The 16,431-nt window shown below is 67.9% G+C and carries 14 protein-coding genes; 9 read left to right on the top strand and 5 right to left on the bottom strand.

Annotated elements, in window-relative coordinates; genetic code table 11:
- Nucleotides 1–27: 27 nt before the first annotated feature.
- On the top strand, nucleotides 28–1,197 hold the full coding sequence (locus ASF63_RS06010; protein ID WP_056510768.1) for a cupin domain-containing protein: 1,170 nt from the start codon (nucleotides 28–30) through the stop codon (nucleotides 1,195–1,197).
- Nucleotides 1,190–2,113, top strand: coding sequence for a nitrilase-related carbon-nitrogen hydrolase (locus tag ASF63_RS06005; RefSeq protein WP_082477868.1), 924 nt, complete (start codon nucleotides 1,190–1,192; stop codon nucleotides 2,111–2,113). The genes ASF63_RS06010 and ASF63_RS06005 overlap by 8 nt, the downstream gene beginning before the upstream one ends.
- 331 nt (nucleotides 2,114–2,444) lie before the next feature.
- Here ASF63_RS06005 and ASF63_RS06000 read toward each other — a convergent pair whose 3' ends face one another.
- The gene (locus ASF63_RS06000) at nucleotides 2,445–3,371 is read right to left on the bottom strand and encodes a LysR family transcriptional regulator (RefSeq protein ID WP_056510765.1); all 927 of its coding nucleotides are present in this window, start codon (nucleotides 3,369–3,371) and stop codon (nucleotides 2,445–2,447) included.
- A gap of 76 nt (nucleotides 3,372–3,447) precedes the next feature.
- On the opposite strand from ASF63_RS06000, the gene hisD reads away from it, so the two are divergent.
- Nucleotides 3,448–4,764 (top strand): histidinol dehydrogenase, encoded by a 1,317-nt coding sequence (gene hisD, locus ASF63_RS05995; RefSeq protein ID WP_056510762.1) that lies wholly within the window; start codon nucleotides 3,448–3,450, stop codon nucleotides 4,762–4,764.
- A 261-nt stretch (nucleotides 4,765–5,025) separates the two neighbouring features.
- Here the strand turns inward: hisD and ASF63_RS05990 are convergent, their stop codons facing one another.
- Together ASF63_RS05990 and ASF63_RS05985 are read right to left on the bottom strand one after the other, a co-directional pair.
- Nucleotides 5,026–5,778 carry an SDR family NAD(P)-dependent oxidoreductase gene (locus tag ASF63_RS05990; protein WP_056510759.1) on the bottom strand — a complete coding sequence of 251 codons (753 nt, stop codon included), beginning with the start codon at nucleotides 5,776–5,778 and terminating at the stop codon, nucleotides 5,026–5,028.
- Nucleotides 5,779–5,894: 116 nt separating this feature from the next.
- The gene (locus ASF63_RS05985; protein WP_056510757.1) at nucleotides 5,895–6,920 is read right to left on the bottom strand and encodes a LacI family DNA-binding transcriptional regulator; all 1,026 of its coding nucleotides are present in this window, start codon (nucleotides 6,918–6,920) and stop codon (nucleotides 5,895–5,897) included.
- A gap of 195 nt (nucleotides 6,921–7,115) precedes the next feature.
- On the opposite strand from ASF63_RS05985, the gene ASF63_RS05980 reads away from it, so the two are divergent.
- The 6 genes from ASF63_RS05980 to ASF63_RS05955 all read left to right on the top strand — a co-directional run bounded on the left by ASF63_RS05980 (nucleotide 7,116) and on the right by ASF63_RS05955 (nucleotide 14,472).
- Nucleotides 7,116–8,498, top strand: coding sequence for an ABC transporter substrate-binding protein (locus tag ASF63_RS05980; RefSeq protein WP_056510754.1), 1,383 nt, complete (start codon nucleotides 7,116–7,118; stop codon nucleotides 8,496–8,498).
- Complete coding sequence (locus ASF63_RS05975) at nucleotides 8,495–9,436, top strand: carbohydrate ABC transporter permease (RefSeq protein ID WP_200933976.1); 942 nt, start codon at nucleotides 8,495–8,497, stop codon at nucleotides 9,434–9,436. Before ASF63_RS05980 ends, ASF63_RS05975 begins: the two co-directional genes overlap by 4 nt.
- Nucleotides 9,437–9,443: 7 nt before the next feature.
- Nucleotides 9,444–10,277 carry a carbohydrate ABC transporter permease gene (locus tag ASF63_RS05970; protein ID WP_056510752.1) on the top strand — a complete coding sequence of 278 codons (834 nt, stop codon included), beginning with the start codon at nucleotides 9,444–9,446 and terminating at the stop codon, nucleotides 10,275–10,277.
- Between the two features lie 36 nt (nucleotides 10,278–10,313).
- Nucleotides 10,314–11,825: a glycoside hydrolase family 32 protein gene (locus tag ASF63_RS05965; RefSeq protein ID WP_235560710.1), complete on the top strand. Its 1,512-nt coding sequence runs from the start codon at nucleotides 10,314–10,316 to the stop codon at nucleotides 11,823–11,825.
- Nucleotides 11,819–12,814: a PfkB family carbohydrate kinase gene (locus tag ASF63_RS05960; RefSeq protein WP_056510747.1), complete on the top strand. Its 996-nt coding sequence runs from the start codon at nucleotides 11,819–11,821 to the stop codon at nucleotides 12,812–12,814. The genes ASF63_RS05965 and ASF63_RS05960 overlap by 7 nt, the downstream gene beginning before the upstream one ends.
- A 173-nt stretch (nucleotides 12,815–12,987) precedes the next feature.
- Nucleotides 12,988–14,472: a hypothetical protein gene (locus ASF63_RS05955; protein WP_200933975.1), complete on the top strand. Its 1,485-nt coding sequence runs from the start codon at nucleotides 12,988–12,990 to the stop codon at nucleotides 14,470–14,472.
- Nucleotides 14,473–14,488: 16 nt separating this feature from the next.
- Here the strand turns inward: ASF63_RS05955 and ASF63_RS05950 are convergent, their stop codons facing one another.
- Nucleotides 14,489–15,535 carry an ABC transporter ATP-binding protein gene (locus ASF63_RS05950; protein WP_056510744.1) on the bottom strand — a complete coding sequence of 349 codons (1,047 nt, stop codon included), beginning with the start codon at nucleotides 15,533–15,535 and terminating at the stop codon, nucleotides 14,489–14,491.
- The gene (locus tag ASF63_RS05945) at nucleotides 15,532–16,428 is read right to left on the bottom strand and encodes an ABC transporter permease (RefSeq protein WP_082477866.1); all 897 of its coding nucleotides are present in this window, start codon (nucleotides 16,426–16,428) and stop codon (nucleotides 15,532–15,534) included. The genes ASF63_RS05950 and ASF63_RS05945 overlap by 4 nt, the downstream gene beginning before the upstream one ends.
- Nucleotides 16,429–16,431 lie beyond the last annotated feature (3 nt).

The following is a 16,431-nucleotide window of genomic DNA, read 5'->3' as shown; positions in this document are numbered from 1 at the left end:
GCGACTGATCGACAGGGAGAAGAAGAAATGAGCAACGCCATCGTCGACCAGATCGACGTCATCGTCCCCGCGGACGAGATCGAACGCCGCACCATCCGTCGCACCGACTGGGTGCCGTGCAACTCGGCCTTCATCGACTGCCGGACCCCGGGGTCGGATCGCAAGGAGAACTACTCCTTCATCGGTGCCGGCGTCTCGCAGAACGCGAGCCAGTACGTGAACCTCGAGGTGAACCACGGCTTCAACACCGGAGCCGCCGGCATGCCGAACGGCATCTCGAACAACCTGCACCTGCACTTCACGGCAGAGGTCTTCATCAACCTCGGCGGAGAGTTCCGACTCCGTTGGGGCGTCGACGGCAAGCAGGGCGAGTACATAAGCCACGACGGCGACATCGTCACGATCCCCACCTGGATCTTCCGCGGGTTCACGAACGAGGGGCCGGATGACGGCATCCTCTACACGGTGCTCGGCCGCGACGACAACGGCGGCATCATCTGGGGCCCGTCGGTGCTGCGCGAGGCCGAGTCGTACGGGCTGCACCTCACGGCCGACAACAAGCTCATCGACACGGTCGCGGGCGATGTGCTGCCCGACGACGTGCCGCTGATCGCGCCGATGAAGCAGCACTACATCGACGAGCTCACGACCTACACGGTCGAGGACATGCGCTCGCGTGTGATCCAGCCGGGTGACCGGAAGTACTCGTCGGCCGCGCTGCTGTGCGCGGCGGTCGACGGCGGTCGGGCCGAGCTCGCCACTGCCATCGGCTACGGCATGAGCGAGAACCGCCGTCAGGTACCGAACGTGACCGAGCCCCACTCGTTCAACCTCGCGTGGGTTCGTGCCGAGGCAGGGCAGGGCGTTCTGCGCCACCGCCACGACAAGACGCAGGCGCTGCTGTTCAAGACCGGACGCTGGGAGGTCACGCTCAACGGCGATCCGTCGACCGCGGTCACGCTCGGCGCCGGTGACACGTTCTCGGTGCCCGAGGGCAGCTGGCGCTCCTATGTCTGCGTCGAGGGCGATGAGACCGGCACCGGAACCGTGCTCGTGATCAACGGCGGCGACGACCGCGTCTACCTCGAGTGGGCTCCCGAGGTCGTCGAGGCCGCAGCTGCCGCCGACTGGACCATCGACCCCAACGGCTACCTGGCCCCGCTCGGAGTGATGGTCACCGCCACCGAAGATGACTGAGAATGCAGGAGCGCGAGGGGCTTCCGGCTCCTCGCGCCCCGGCGTCTCCGCTTCGGGCGTCGCTGCGGCGGGCGTCTCCGCTTCGGGCCTTGCTGTAGTGGATGCCGGAGCAGTGGATGCCGGAGCGCTGCGCGTCGCCGCGATCTCACCCGAGATCGTGATCGGCGACCTGGAGGGCAACCTCGACCGCATCCGCTCGGCGATCGCGGCGGCCGCCCGGCGGGAGGCGCAGCTGATCGTGTTGCCCGAGCTCGCCACCAGTGGGTATGTGTTCACGGATCAGGACGAAGCGCGGGGTGCGGCGCTGGCCGCCGACGACCCTCGATGGACATCGCTGCAGCAGGTGATTCCCGAAGATGCTGTCGTCGTGGTGGGATACGCCGAGAGCGACGGTGACCGGCTGTTCAACACCGCCGCAGTGCTCACCCGCAACGGGCGCCTGGCGGACTACCGCAAGTCGCACCTGTGGGGCGCTGAGAAGCTGATCTTCGACAGCGGCGCGGAAGCCGGGGTCGTGGTCGATGCGCCGTTCGGGCGTCTGGGTGTGGCGCTCTGCTACGACAACGAGTTCCCCGAAGTGCCTCGCCGCCTCGCGCTCGCCGGAGCCGACGTGCTCGCACTTCCGGTCAACTGGCCGCTCGTGCCTCGCCCCGAGGGCGAGCACGCCCCCGAGCTGATCCAGGCGATGGCATCGGCCCGGTCGTCGAGACTGCCGGTCGTGATCGCCGACCGGTGGGGATCCGAGCGCGGGGTCGACTGGACCGACGGCACGGCGATCATCGACGAGCAAGGCTGGATCGTCGCCTTCCGCGCCGTGATGGTGGCGACCGCCGTGCTGTCGCTCGACGCCGTCCGCAGCAAGGCGCTGCCGCCGCACAACGACCTGTTCGCCGACCGCCGGGCCGACCTGTACTGAGTGGGTATGTGAAGTCCGGCCCCGTGCCGGGTGCCGGACCTGACCCCGCGCCGGTCGTGTCCTGACCCGTGCCGGATGCAGGACCTGGCCCCGTGCTGGTCGTGTCCCGATCCGTGCCGGATGCAGGACCTGGCCCCGTGCCGGATGCAGGACCTGGCCCCGTGCTGGTCGTGTCCCGACCCGTGCCGGATGCAGGACCTGAGCACGGATGCAGGGCGGGATCGCCGATCTGGTCCTGCATCCGTGCTCTCGTCCTGCAAACGGCGCGCGGTGGGCAAACGGCGCGCGGTGGGCTGGGGAGAGGGCGCCGACCGCCCACCCGGAGTCGGCCTCAGCTCAGGGCTGTGCGCCCCTCGTGCTCGGGCAGGCGTTCGCGCAGCATCCGCTCTGCCAACTCGGCGAGCTTCTGCGTCGCGGGTGACAGCAGCACGCCCTCGCGCTGCACGAGTGCGATGGTGTCGTGCATCGGCTCGGCGAACGGGAAGGTGCGGATGCCCGAGGGGAAGGCCTCGGATTCGGCGATCGAGCGCGACACGATCGTGTCGGCGGTGCCCGCCGCGACCAGACTGAGCGCCGTCTCGACATGCTCGACCTCGACCGCCGGTTCGATCGTCAGACCCCGGAGTCTCGCGCGTTCGAGGAGCTGGCGTCTGGTCGGGTCATCCCACCCGGCGAACGCGTCGTAGAGCACGAGCTTGGCGTCGGCGAACTCCTCTGTCGTGACGGGGCCCGCCTCGGGCGACCGCGTGGCTGAGGCATAGAGCACCTCGTCGCGGAACAGCGGACGCACCTCGAGGCCGTATTCATCGACCGGCAGCACGAGCAGGCCGGCCTCGAGTTCACCGGCGGCGATCGAACGAGCCACATGTGCGGAGTTGATGCCGACCAGCCGCAGGCGCACGTTCGGATGCCGGTGGTGGAAGGTCTCGGCGAGATCCGCGAGCGCGTAGTACGCCGCATTGCGCAGCACGCCGAAGGTGCAGGTGCCGCGATCGAGTGAGGCCAGGGCCTGGATCGTGTCGATGCCGTTCTGCACCGCGCTCACCGCCTGCGCAGCGTGCGGTCGCAGTTCGAGCGCTGCGGACGTCGGCACGAGACGTCTGCTCCCGCGGGCGAACAGTGCGACGCCGAGTTCGCGCTCGAGCCGGGCGACCAGCTCGGAGACGGATGCCTGCGTCATGCCGAGGGTCTTCGCGGCCGCCGTGAAAGAGCCGTCGTCGAGAGCGGCGAGAAAGGCCGTGAGCTGGGTGATGGTCACACCCAATGGTAAACCCGATGGCTAGCGCAGGATCATCAGGGTTGTCTCGTGGATCAGTCGGATCTAGCCTTCCTGCATGCGTTACTCCACAGCAGTGCTCGCCCGCTTCGACGGCGACTTCCACCACCTCAAGACCCCGCTCATCGATGCGCCCGCCGCGCAGCGGGATCCGGCCGTCATCGAGACCGTGACGAACATGCTCGCCGACATCCGCGAGCGGGGCCTCGATGCTGTGCTCGACTATGCGCGAAAGCTCGACAACTACCAGGGCACCGACATCGAGCTCACCGCCGAGCAGATCGCGACCAGTGGTGATCGCCTCGACCCCGACCTGCGCGCCGCGATCGAGCTGGGTGCCGAGCGCACGCAGGCGTTCGCCCGCGCCTCGCGCGAGCACCTGACGGACTTCGAGACCGAGTTCGTGCCCGGGATCGTGACCGGAGCGAAGTACATCCCCGTCTCGCGCGTCGGTGCCTACCTGCCCGCCGGCCGGTTCCCGCTCACGGCCAGCGCGTTCATGACTGTCGGCGTGGCGAAGGCCGCCGGAGTGCCGACCGTGATCGCCTGCACGCCTCCGCAGCCCGACGGTGGAGCGAACGACGCCGTCGTCTATGCGGCGCACCTGTCGGGTGTCGACCGCGTGTTCGTGATCGGTGGAGTGCAGGCGCTCGCCGCCATGGCCTACGGGCTGCTCGGCGACCTGCCCGTCGACATGCTCGTGGGCGCGGGCAACGCGTTCGTGGCCGAGGCCAAGCGTCAGCTGTTCGGCACGGTCGCAATCGACCTGCTCGCCGGTCCTAGCGAAGTGGCCGTCATCTCGGACGAGACGGCCGACCCCGTGCTCGTCGCCGCCGATCTGCTGGGGCAGGCGGAGCACGGGCCGAACTCCCCTGCGGCGCTCATCACGACATCCGAAGAGCACGGCCACGCCGTGATCGCCGAGATCGAACGGCAGCTCGAGACGCTGGCGACCGTCGATATCGCGGGTGCCGCGTGGCGCGACTACGGCGTGGTGACGGTCGCGAAGGACCGCGAGACCGCTGCGGCGCTCATGGACGACCTCGCCCCCGAGCACCTCGAACTGCTCACGGCCGACGACGACTGGTACCACGAGAATCTGCGCAACTACGGCTCGATATTCCTCGGGCCGTGGAGCACCGTCGCCTACTCCGACAAGGGCTTGGCGGGCACCAATCACGTGCTGCCGACGGCCGGCGGCGCCAAGCACAGTGCCGGGCTCTCGGTGTCGCGCTTCCTCAAGCCGCTCACCTACCAGCGCATCAGCCGTGAGGCCACGCCCGAGCTCGCGAACGCGGTGCAGGTGATCTCCGACTCCGAGGGGATGGCGGCGCACAGCGCGACCGCCACGCTGCGGATGGACCGCCTCGCCTGACGGGCGTGGCCACGGGGCCTGTTCCGGTGCCGACGGGTAGGTCGGTGCCGGATGCAGGACCGAAGCACGGTGCCGACGGTTAGGTCGGTGCCGGATGCAGGAGTGAAAGCCGGTGCCGACGGGTAGGTCGGTGCCGTATGCAGGACCGAAGCACGGATGCAGGACGAGATCGTCGGTCTCGCCCTGCATCCGTGCTTTCGTCCTTCGGATGTGCTGCCAGCTGACAGCGCTGCGCGGTCGGCCGTGCGCAGCGACCGGACCTCAGAGGGCGGTGTAGCCGCCGTCGACGAGGTGGTAGCTGCCGGTGATGAAGCTCGCGGCGTCGCTGGCGAGGAAGGCGATGAGGTTCGCGACCTCGTCGGCCTGGCCGAGGCGTCCGATCGGGTGCTTGCTGATCAGGAAGTCCTTGGCCTCGTCACCCATGGTGGCCAGCAGCGGGGTGTCGATGAATCCGGGGCCGACCGAGTTCACGCGCACGCCCTGAGCGGAGTACTCGAGGGCGGCCGACTTGGTCATGCCGACGACCGCATGCTTGGCGGCGACGTAGGCGGGGGAGCCGGCGAAGCCGACGCTGCCGAGGATCGACGCGATGTTGACGACCGAGCCGCCGCCGTTCGCGAGGATCGAGGGGATCTGCGCCTTCATGTTGCGGAACACGGCGTTGAGGTTGATCGAGATGACCTTGTCCCAGGCCTCGTCGTCGTACTCGGCGGTGGGGGCGGATGCTCCGCCGATGCCGGCGTTGTTGACGCCGATGCGCAGCGGGGCGAGCGTGTTCGCGAGCTCGACCGAGCTGGCGATCCAGTCGGTGTCGGTCGCATCTCCGACGGATGCCTCGGCGGTGCCGCCGGCGGCGCGGATCTCCTCGACGACCGCGTTCGCGTGCTCCGCGTTCAGGTCATTGACGACCACGGATGCGCCGTTCTGGGCGAGCAGCAGCGCGGTCGAGCGTCCGATTCCGCTGCCTGCTCCCGTCACGATCGCCGAGCGGTTCGAGACGTCGTACTGAGCCACGAGTGACTCCTCTTCCGGACGATCGCGGTGCCGGGAGATCTTCTCGGACGGTCCGTCCCTCTCTCCAGCCTACGCCTGTCGGAGGGGGATGGATGCACGTGAATGGAATTTCTCTGTCAGCCCACAGAGCGGATCGAGGCCCGCTCGATGACCGGCATCGGGATCAGCACCGCGCCGAGCGGGCGCTCGCCGAGCAGCATCTCGACGGCCGTGCGACCCATGACGTCGTAGGGGAGCCGTGCAGTCGTCAGGCCCGGTCGCTGGAAGCTCGCCAGCTCCTCATCGTCGAACGATGCGACCGAGATATCGTCGGGAACCCGCAGCCCGCGCTCCGCGATCGCCTGGTACGTGCCGAATGCCACGCCGTCGTTGCCGGCCAGGATCGCTGTGAGGTCGGGGTGCGCGTCGAGCATCTGCAGCGTCCGTGTGTATCCGATGTCGGGGTTCCACTCGGGGACGTCGATGATGAGCGGATCGACCCCCGCCTCGGCGAACGCGGCGCGGATGCCGTCGAATCGCGAGCCGATGGTCACCGAGTACACGGGAGACGAGACCGCACGGGGGTTGTTGCCGATCACTCCGATGTGGCGATGGCCGGCCTCGGTGAGCAGACGTGCCATCGCATGGCCAGCGGTGCGTTCGTCGGGGAGCACCGAGGGGTGCCCCGTCGTCGACGTGCCGTTGACGATCACGACGGGAACGTCGGCGGGTGTCTCAGGTACCTCGATCATGCGGGCGCCGAGGAGTCCGATCAGGATGCCGTCGACCCGGCGGTCGATCATCGCCTGGATCTCGTCCGAGATGGTCGCGTCGTCACCCTCCGTCTCGGCGATGAGGACGGTGTGGCCGTGCTCCTTCGCCGCGGAGAGAAGGCCGCGGATCATCTCGGATGCGTAGCGGGTCACCGTGATCTGGTCGGAGATGAACCCGAGGGTCTTCGTCTTGCCGAGCCGCAGGCTCTGTGCAGCGGGGTTCGGGCGGTAGCCGAGCTCCTCGGCGGCGGCGCGGACCCGGCGTGCGGCATCGGCCGAGAGACGTGAACCAGGCCGGTCGTTCAGGATCATGCTGACAGCGGTCTTCGACATCCCCGAGAGCGCGGCGACATCGGCGAGCGTCGGCCTGCGATCGACGTTCTTCGGCACCGGCTTCCTCCTGTCGTGACATCTCCAGCTTAGGCAGTGCATGAGATGCCCCGAAACCACCTGTGTTGAATTGATTTAGCAGAATGCTTGCACCCCTCGATCCGCGATGCTAATCTCGGCGTGCTGAATCAATTCAGCACCTCCGTGCGGATACTGCTTCCCGCCTGCGGAGTCACTCACTCAGGAGAGAACATCGTGGTTGATCTCACTCGCAGGGCTCTGTTCGGCGCGATCGGACTGGGCATCGTCGGCACCGTCGTCTCGTGGCCGAGGCTGACCGGATCCGACATCCCGGGACGCGGCAAGGACACTCTGACGGTCGCCCTCTTCGGCACCGCGCAGGATGCGGTGGCGCGCCAGGCGCTGGTCGACGGATTCCAGCGTCAGCACCCCGGCATCGAGGTGCGCATCGTCGCCATCCAGGGTCAGGACTGGAGCGAGTACTTCGCGAAGATCCTCACGATGATCGCGGCAGGTACGCCGCCGGATGTCGTCACGGTCGCGACCGAGGGCTCGCAGCTGTTCGCCTCGCGCCTCGCGCACCCGCTCGACGATTTCGTGCGCAGAGACGCGGCGGAGATGCAGGAGTACTTCGACGACGTGAATCCGACGCTCATCGAGGCGTTCATGTACCAGGGCAGCCTCTTCCAGATGCCCGACAACTTCAACGCGGCCAACGTCTTCTACAGCACCCAGGCGATGGAGCGCGCAGGGCTCGAACGCCCCGCCGACAACTGGACTCTGGAGGAGTTCCTCGACACGGCCCGCTCGATGAAGAAGAGCGCCCCCGAGCAGTTCCTCCCCTACTTCTGGAACAACCGGCTCTGGGGTGGTGTCGTGCCGTGGCTCTACGTCAACAACACGAGCTTCCTGCGCGAAGAGAAGGCAGGCGGAGGGGACTGGTTCTGGGATCGCTTCTATCCCGACCAGCCTGCCCGCAGCGGAGGATACGTATGGAAGCAGGCTGATGCGCTGAACGAGCACGCCGTCGAGAGCTTCTCGGTGCTCGAGCGCATGGTCTCGGAGGGTCTTGCGGCGAACCCTGCACAGGGAGGCGGGAACGAGCTGGTCTCGCTGTTCTCCACCGGCGCGGTCGGGATGACTCCCGCGGGCGGATTCTGGGTTCGCGGTCTGGAAGAGGCCGGCGTCGCCGATGACGCCTATGACGTCACCTACTTTCCACGGATGGCGGGGCAGCGGCATCAGTTCGGCGCGGGCGGGTACGCGATCATGGAGACCTCTCCGCGCAAGGACGAGGCCTGGGAATGGCTCAAGTACTGCGTCTCTGTCGAGGGCATGAAGATCGCCCATCCGCGACCCGACTCGTCGCTTCCTCGTCGCTCGCTCAACGCCGAGCTGTACGGAGCCGGGGTGGGTCCCGCCCACTGGGAGGTCTTCTACGACACCCTCGACAAGTTCCCGGACACCGGCCCGATGCCGGCGCCTCCGCAGCAGGCCGCCGTCGAGTCGGCGCTGCTCAAGAATGTGGTGTCGACCATCACGAACGGTCCGTCCGGCGTCCGCCGGGGCCTGGAGACGATGCAGCGAGATCTCGAGATCGCGCTGGGAGGACGATGATGTCTGAGAGCAGCACTCGAACCCTGACCGTCCCGCCGGGAGCGCGCGGCCAGACCGCCACCCCTGCCCGCTCGGGCCGTTCCCTCATCTGGGTGTTCCTGGCACCCACCGTGATCGGCCTCGGGCTGTTCAACCTCGTGCCGATCGTCGGGTCATTCGTCCTGGCCTTCTTCCGCTGGGACATCATCTCCGATCCGGTGTTCGTCGGAGTCGACAACTTCGTCGACCTCGCGATGAACCCGACGGTGCGCGTGTCGTTCCTGAACACCATCGGCTTCGTGATCGTGGCGGTCATCCTGCAACTCACGGTCGCGCTGCTGCTCGCGATCCTCGTCCAATCGAAGATGCCGACGTGGCTGCGCACCTTCTTCCGGTCGTCGCTGTTCTTCCCGCTGATCCTGTCGGCAGCATCCGTCTCCCTGATCATGGCGTATCTGTTCAACCAAGAATTCGGGCTCGTGAACCAGACGCTCAACCTGATCGGCATCGCCGATGTCGGGTGGCTGACGACCGGGTTCGGCGCGAAGGTCGTGGTGCTGCTCGTCTACCTGTGGCAGAACTTCGGCTTCACGTTCCTGCTCTTCATCGGCGGGCTCGCGGCGATCCCGAGCGAGGTCTATGAGGCATCCTCGCTCGACGGCGCGGCGGGGTGGACGCAGTTCCGCATGATCACCCTGCCCCTCGTGAGCCCGACCCTGCTGGTCGCATCGGTCATGGCCATCATCAACGCATTGCAGATCTTCGATCAGCCGTGGGTGCTCACCCGCGGCGGACCCGGCGATGAGACCCGAACCGCCGTGATGGTGATCTACGAGTCCGCCTTCCGGGAGCTCGACTTCGGTGGCGCCTCCGCCATCGGAATCGTGCTGACGCTTCTCATCATGCTCGTCACGGCCATCCAGTTCCGGCTGAGCCGCCGATTCGTCTTCTACGGGTGAGGCCATCATGACTACGACAATCATCACGAAGCGCTCGTGGGCCCACAGCCTCGGCACAACCGGCAAATTCGTCATCCTCGGGCTGGCCGCCTTCCTCACTCTCGGGCCGGTCGTCTGGACGCTCGTCACGGCACTCTCGCCCACCGACAGCGTCACCCAAGAGGTCACCGTCGGCTTCGGAGCGTTCGCCGATGTCTTCATCAAGATCCCGCTCTGGCTCTATGCCTGGAACAGCGCGCTCGTGGTGGTGCTCGTCGCCGCGGGGCAGATGCTCTCGGCGGCGATGGCAGGTTACGTCTTCGCCAAGTTCGAGTTCCGCAGCAAGAAGATCCTGTTCGCTCTGATCCTCGCGACCATGATGGTGCCGCTGCAGGTCACGATCGTGCCCGTGTTCATGCTCGTGAGGGGCATGGGGCTCGCCGACACCCTCCTGGCGCTCATCGTGCCCGCCCTGCCGACCGCCTTCGGCACGTTCCTGATGCGGCAGTACTTCATGGGGATCCCGACGGAACTGGGCGAAGCGGCGCAGCTCGACGGCGCAGGGCCCTGGCGCACGTTCTTCGGCGTGTACCTGCCGCTGGCGACGCCGGCGCTCGCGATCGTCGGCATCCTCGCCTTCAACTACCACTGGAACGAGTTCTTCCGACCGCTCATCATGACCATCAGCGATCAGAACTTCACCCTGCCATTGGGACTCGTGACGCTGCAGGGCAACCTCGGCACCGGCAGCATCTCGACGGTGCTCGCCGGCGTGATCCTCTCGATGATCCCCGCGCTCCTGGTCTTCTTCTTCGGGCAGAAGCCCCTGCGCGAAGGACTCACAGCGGGCGTCGGCAAGTGACGCACGCCCCCATCAAGTAGAAAGACGACTGCCCCGGTGACCCCCACTGACCTTCCCCCGGTCCGCACCACGAGCCCGCGCATGCACTTCGCTCCGCGCAACAACTGGATGAACGATCCGAACGGTCTCGTCTTCCACGACGGTCTGTACCACCTGTACTTCCAGTACAACCCGGAGGGCGTCGAGCACGCCAACCTCAGCTGGGGGCATGCGACGAGCACCGATCTGCTGCGATGGACCGAGCATGCCCCGGCGATCCTCTGGGATGACGATGCGCAGATCTATTCGGGTTCTGTCGTCGTCGACCACGGCAACACCTCGGGATTCGGCGTCGACGAGCATCCGGCGCTCGTCGCGCTCTATACCGCCGCGGCGCCGGGCCATCAGGCGCAGGCTCTCGCGTACAGCACCGACGGCGGGTACGTCTGGACGAAGTACGACGGCAATCCCGTGCTCGACCGCGGCACGAGCGACTTCCGTGACCCGAAGGTGTTCCGGTACGACGACGGAGGAGACGGGTATTGGGTGATGGTCGCGGTCGAGGCAGAGGACCGCCAGGTGCTGTTCCACCGATCCGACGACCTCAAGACCTGGACCTACCTGTCGTCCTACGGCCCGGCAGGCCCGGTCGGCGGCGTCTGGGAGTGCCCCGACATGTTCCCGCTCGCGGTCGATGGCGATGACGACGACGTGCGCTGGGTGCTGTTGATCAGCCTCAACCCCGGAGGCATCGCGGGTGGTTCAGGGACGCACTACGTCGTGGGTGACTTCGACGGCACGACATTCCGCGCCTCCGTTCCCCACCCCACTCCGACGCGTGCACTGCTGAGAGACGGGAGTCAGTCGCGCGACGAGTTGGAACGCTACGGCTGGATCGACTTCGGACCCGACTGCTATGCCGGGGTCACGTTCGACGGCCTTTCGCGCAACGAGCGGACACTCATCGCCTGGATGGACAATTGGAAGTATGCCGGTCGCATCCCGGGCGAGGACTCCGACGAACACCGCAGCGCGATGACTCTCCCTCGCCGGCTCTCGCTCGTTCGCGATGCGGAGGGGGTCGAGCGACTGCGGCAGCAGCCGGCGGTCGGACTCGAGCTCGGTGAGAGCATCGACCTCGGCAGTGTGACCGGTGGCGTCGCGCTCGCCGAAGGAGTCGCCGGTGCCGCGCGTCTCGGCTTCACGGCGACGTTCGGCGATGCCCAGAGCGTCGAACTCCACATCGACTCGGCATCGGATGACGGCGGGGTCGTGATCCGTCAGGACCGTGCGAGCGGACGCATCGAGCTCGAGCGTCCCGGCGTGGGAATGCCGTCAGGTTTTCATGGGTCGCCCTCGATGAGTCTCGACCGGCCGGGCGAGATCGGATGGGACCTCTGGATCGACGATCTGAATGAGCGGGTGTCTTCGGTCGAGCTGTTCGCACAGAACGGCGAGAGGGTGCTCACGGCGTTGATCCCCGTCGCCTCGCCGCGCACCTACAGCGTGGCAGCCGTCGGAGGATCTCTGCAGGGGGCGCGAGCGGATGTCGCGGAGAGGGGATGCTGAATCCCCGCTGCCTCGTCGTCGGTGAGGCCCTCGTCGATGTCGTCGACGGCGTGCCGCATCCGGGCGGCTCGCCCATGAACATCGCGGTCGGGCTCGCCAGGCTCGGGCTCTCGACGAGACTGCTCACCCGGATCGGGGACGACGAGTTCGGCCGCCTGCTCGACGAGCACCTCGTTCGTGAGGGCGTCGCTGTGACCGCGGCGAGCCTCAGGGTCGGCGAACGCACCTCTCGGGCCACCGCCGTGGTCGGCGCCGACGGCGCGGCCGTCTACGACTTCGACATCGAATGGACCCTCTCCGAGTCGGCCGCGATCGCCGAGGCAGCGGAGGCAGACCTCATCCACGTCGGCTCGATCGGTGCGTCGCTCGAACCCGGGGCGACCGCTGTCCACGCGATGCTCCGCACGGTCTCGAGCCGCGCTCTGCGCACGTACGACCCGAACATCCGGCCGGCGCTTCTCGGACCGCGAGCTGCAGCTGTGGCGCGCGTCGAGGCGATCATGGCCGCATCCCACGTCGTGAAGCTCAGTGATGAGGATGCCGACTGGCTCTACCCAGGTCGCACCGTCGGTGATGTGCTCGCGCACGTGCTCGACCTGGGAGCCAGGATGGCAGTCGTCACGAGGGGCGGCGAGGGCTGTGTCGCCGCGATCGCCGGTGCGGGAGAGACGGTGACGAGGCGGGCGATGCCCGTGAGAGTCGCCGACACGATCGGTGCCGGTGACGCGTTCATGTCCGGTCTCATCTATGGGATCGTCTCCGCGGGGTTGATCCCCGAGCTGACCGCCGACGTCGTGCGTCTCGATCCGGATGACCTGAGGCTGCTGCACCAGGCGACCGGGACTGCTCTCGCCAGCGCGGCGATCGCGGTGTCTCGGGCGGGGGCGGCGCCTCCTCGCGCACAGGAACTGGCGCGATGGTCGGAGCATGAGGGAGACGCATCCGTCCGTCGGACTGCGCTCGCATCGACGCACGCTGGCGTCAGCTGATCACGACCGGAAGGGCGCGCCCGTCGACCCGGTGCGAGCTCGGCGAAGTCCCTGGTGCCGTGGCGGCAGAGGGGTGCGACAATCGGAGCAATCCGGGATGCGGTCGGCGTCGAACAACTCTCGGACATCGAGCCCGTCGACGGTGCGGACGCTCGCCGAGTCGAGAGGAAGCCATGGGACTCGCACAGACGATCAAGCGGATCGAGCTCGAGACGCGACCGATTCATCCGGAGACACGTCAGGCGCTCGCCATCCGCTGGTCGGAGCTGCCCGAGCATGCGAAGACGCCGAACCAGCTGCTCGGGCGCTGCGCGGTCGGGTGCGAGGGAACGCATGGCGTCTTCCCGAAGTGCAACCTCACGTGTTCGCCCTGCTACCACTCGGCGGATGCCAACAAGGTGCGCATCGACGGCGACCACACGATCGACAACGTCGAGCGTCAGATGTCGTACCTGCGTCAGATTCGGGGGCCGCGAGCGCACGCGCAGTTGATCGGCGGTGAGGTGAGCCTGCTCTCGGCCGAAGATCACGCACAGGCGCTTCTCGCCATGCGCGCCGTCGGGCGCGAGCCGATGTCGATGACCCACGGCGACTTCGAATACGACTACCTGCTCGACGTGGTGCTCGACGAGGATCGCAAGCCGAGGTTCGACAAGGTGTCGTTCGCCGCCCACTTCGACTCGCTCATGCGCGGTCGCAAGGGCGCGGTGCGTCCGCACAGCGAAGCCGAGCTGAACCCGTTCCGCGAGAAGTTCGCGCAGATGTTCATCGACCTCAAGCGCGATCACGGTGTCGACAGCTACCTCGCGCACAACATGACCGTGACGCCGTCGAATGTCGACGAGGTCGAGCAGGTCACCCGAGACGTGCTCGAGATGCCCTTCGACATGATGTCCTTCCAGCCCGCCGCGTTCATCGGCGACGACCGACGCTGGCGCGAGGACTTCGGCGAGGTCACGATCGACGCCGTGTGGGAGCGGATCGAGGCGGGCGCCGGCCACAAGCTGCCCTGGCAGGCCACTCAGTTCGGCGACCCTCGGTGCAACCGCTCGACGGTCGGCGTGCGTGTCGGCAGCGGGTTCGCCGCGCTGCTCGATCCCGACGACCCCAAGGACATCGCGGCGCGCGACCGATTCCTCGACCACTTCGGCGGCATGATCTTCGGCGGCATCCCGAAGCCGGTGCTCGTGGTGAAGGTCGTCCGCGCGATCGCCGGTCACCCGGGCGACATCCCTCCGCTCATCGGTCTCGCCCGACGAGTGCTCCGCCGAGCCGGCGGACTGCGCCGGGTGCTGCGCGAGGCACGTCGCGGCAAGGTCTCGTTCAAGACCTTCGTGGTGCACAACTTCATGGACGCCGAGCAGGTCGATCCGGCCTGGAAACTCATGGAACAGGGCATCGTCGCCGACGACCCACTGCTCAAGGAGACCCAGGAGCGCCTCGGCTCGTGCATGTACGCGATGGCGCATCCGGAAGACGGACGCCTGGTTCCGGCCTGCGTGCAGCACTCCGTGCTCGACCCGATCGAGAACATCGAGCTGCGGCGACTGCTGCCGATCCCCTCCGTCCGCGACGGCGTCGAACCGCAGGTCGTCTCCCGGCCGTCGGGTCTCACGGGCGTCAGGGAGACGGGCGCGGCCCGCTCCGCCACGCACTGATCACCTCGGTCGCGGATCAGTCTGCGACGACGTGCACGGCGGCGGCCGGCAGCACGAGCCGGATCCGGTCGCCGATCCGGCACCGCTGGGTCGGCGGTGCCTCTGCGTGCAGCAGGGCGTCGCCGCATCGGACGGTGATGTCGGAGCGCGCGCCGGTCACCCGGACCGACTCCACGACACCCGAGATCGCGCCAGACGGCGCCGCTCGATCGTCGTCGAGCACGGCCACGTCCTCCTGCCGGATCACGAGTGTTCCGGAACCCGTCGGCGTCTCAGCCGGAACCGGCACCGCGCCGAGCGCGCTGTGGTGGCTGCCGTCGCGCACCTCGCCGGCGACCTCGTTGCGACCTCCCATGAGCTGTGCCGCTCGCAGATTCTGCGGGCGGCGGTACGCCTCGAGCACGGTGCCCTCGTGCAGCAGCACGCCGTGTTCGAGCAGAGCGATACGGTCCGACGCCCGTGCCGCCTCGTCACGATCATGAGTGACCAACACGATGGTGGGTGAGACCGCGTCGCGCACGGCCTCGAGCAGGTCGTGCATGTCGCTGCGGAGTGCGGGATCGAGGGCGCTGAACGGCTCGTCGAGCAGCAGCACCGCCGGTTCCGCGGCGAGAGCCCGCGCGATCGCCACCCGCTGCTCCTGACCGCCCGACAGCTCGCCGACCCGGCGGTCGCCGAACCCGTGCAGCTGCACCATCTCGAGGTACTCCGCGGCACGGGATCGGGCAGCCCTGCGGCTCATGCCCGTCACGCGGTCGGAGAACGCTACGTTGTCGAGGATCGTGAGATGCGGGAACAGCAGCGAGCGCTGGAAGACCATCCCTACGCCGCGGTGCTCGGCGGCGACGCCGGCGACATCCGTCCCGCCGATGCGCACCGTTCCGGCATCCGGGTCTTCCAGTCCGGCGATGACCCGCAGCAGGGTGCTCTTGCCCGACCCGCTGGGGCCGAGCACGGCCGTGCAGGTGCCGGCGGCCACCGTGAGCGAGAACGCCTGCAGCGCCGGCGTCGGCGAGCCGGGGAATCTCTTGTCGAGTCCGTCGAGGACGAGGTCGGCGCTCACGCGGATGCTCCTGAGGTCGTGGGGCGGGAAGAGGAGGCGGCTGAAGCGGGACTCGGGGGAGCGGGCGACCTGCGGTGCCTTCCGCGAGCGGCTCGGCCGGATCCGCGCAGCGTCAGCACGGCGACGAGGAGGAGCACCGGGGGGATGACCGCTCCGAGCGACATGACGGCGGCGGCGGCGTCGTTGCCGAGTCCGGCGGCAGCTCCTGCCACGATCAGCGGAAGGGTGACGAGTTCGCCTCCGCCGACGATGACGGTCACGATGTAGTCGCTCCATGCGACGAGGAATGCCAGGAACGCGGCCCGTGCGAGGGCCGGCGCGATCATCGGCAGGTGCACGCGGCGCAGCACCTGAGAGGGGGCGGCGCCGAGCAGCCGAGCCTCCTCTTCGTACGACAGGTCGTAGGCGCCGTATGCGGTGCGCATCACGAACGTCGTGTATGGCAGCGCCAAGACCACGAGCACCAGGACCACTCCGATGACGGGAGGGATGTAGGCCCGCAACAGCAGGACGTTGACTCCGAGGACAGCGGCGAACGGCGGCAGGGCGATGGGGGCCAGCAGCAGTGCTGAGATCGTGCGGGGGAAGGGGACGGTGCCGAAGGTCAGCGCCCGCGCGGCCAGGGCTCCGAGCGGTGTGGCGATCGCGGCGACGACCAGCCCGAGCAGCACGGACCGGGCGAATCCCGGAAGCAGGCCGAAGCCCAGCGCAGCCTGGATGCCCTGGACTCCCCAGGCTGTGGGCAGGGGCGACGGGAACGACCAGCCGTCGGCGAACGCCCACAGCACCAGGGGAAGGAACGGCAGGGCGAACCAGACCAGCAGCAGAGCGGTGACAGCGAGTCGGATGACACGTCCGGGGCCGCGTGGCGTCGTGAGGGTGCTCGAGGTCATGGG

It is taken from the genome of Microbacterium sp. Leaf320 (assembly GCF_001423485.1).
Classification (GTDB): Bacteria; Actinomycetota; Actinomycetes; order Actinomycetales; family Microbacteriaceae; genus Microbacterium.
The sequence above is the reverse complement of the archived record's forward strand: the minus strand, read 5'-3'. Positions and strand labels throughout refer to the sequence as shown.